The sequence below is a fragment of the Arsenicibacter rosenii genome (assembly GCF_001870735.1).
GTDB lineage: Bacteria > Bacteroidota > Bacteroidia > Cytophagales > Spirosomataceae > Arsenicibacter > Arsenicibacter rosenii.
This window is the reverse complement of record NZ_MORL01000149.1, coordinates 1-1290: the sequence shown is the minus strand read 5'-3', so window position 1 is coordinate 1290 and position 1290 is coordinate 1. Positions and strand designations below refer to the sequence as shown.

Sequence of the window (1290 nt, the reverse complement as noted above, 5' to 3'; positions counted from 1 at the left end):
CGCTGGCATCATGTTTGCGCCCGACGCAGCCACATATCATTTGATGTAAGTAAATACATGGTTTCAGATGCTCTATACCCGGTTTCGTGTAATCGGCCGGAAAAAACAGGCGGCGATCCAGAAATTAGCCCTCATTTTTGCACACTTGGTTAACAAGTTCATGCAGGTAAATGATATGAAAATTTATATCAAAACAAGTTGCGTATATACGCAACCGTCAGGCGCTTGTTGTCTTGGCGACAACTGTAGCGGTGACCGGTTGACACAACAGCAGGCACTTAATTCCTGACATATCTCCGTGCATGGGCCACTCTCTTCCCTGTATGGGCAGGGTAGGGGACTAACCAGTTAAGTACAGCAAGTCCTGTACGGCTATACCCGTACAGGATAGTATTTATAATTCATCTAATTTCTTACGCAAACCAATGAAAACAACTACCCTTTTTAGATCAATTGTAGCCGCAGTGGCTATCCTCACGTTTTCTTCGACGAGTTTGTGGGCGCAGGTAAAGATCGGCACCACGCCTGGCACCCCTGACCCGTCGGCTATGCTCGAAGTGCAGTCGGCCAATAAGGGCTTTTTACCGCCAAGGGTACAACTTACATCAAGTGATAATGCCGCTCCTATTACCTCACCGGCAATCGGTCTGATGGTCGTGAATATCAATGCGGCCGGCAGTGGGTCTACGGCTGTTGATGCAAACACATTGTACATGTGGGATGGAACAAGATGGGGTAAATTAAATATCCAGACGGAAACCCAGAAATTCCTGAGTTTTGGATCAAAAACAATTTCTCCAATTCCATCGTCAACGGATGCTGAGGTTCAGGCTGCCACCGAGTTTACATTTGGTAATATTAAAGTTCGTTACTCAGGTCTGCCTGCGAATGTAAAAGATAATTTAAGCAGTGTTCAGATTGCTCAGGTTACGGGAGCCACAACTGCCGTTACAGTTTTTGCGGAGCTTTCTGGCCAAGGGCAAAATTCAGGAGCAACACTGCAACCTCAACATTCTGTTTTTAATAATGTAACGTCTGGTACATGGCTCCCCTGGAATAAGTCCTTCAACCCTACTCAGCGAGACATGGGCCGAATGTTGATCATGCTGCATACAACCAAAGAAATTTACAGAATCACCTTGCTGTGTAATGACTATATCGCTGCTCCGGCAACCTTCGGGCAGATTACGTGGTTTGTTGAGCGTTTGCAGTAATAGTGACCTTTCTCCAACGGGATACAGAATCCCTTTGAACTCAATGTAACATCATGTCAACTAATCATACATTTCC

Annotated in this window: 1 protein-coding gene; it reads left to right on the top strand. The window is 45.7% G+C overall.

The annotated features are described in order from the left end of the window. Nucleotides 1–425 precede the first annotated feature (425 nt). On the top strand, nt 426–1214 hold the full coding sequence (locus BLX24_RS30460; RefSeq protein ID WP_071506914.1) for a phage tail-like protein: 789 nt from the start codon (nt 426–428) through the stop codon (nt 1212–1214). The last annotated feature ends 76 nt before the right edge of the window (nt 1215–1290 follow it).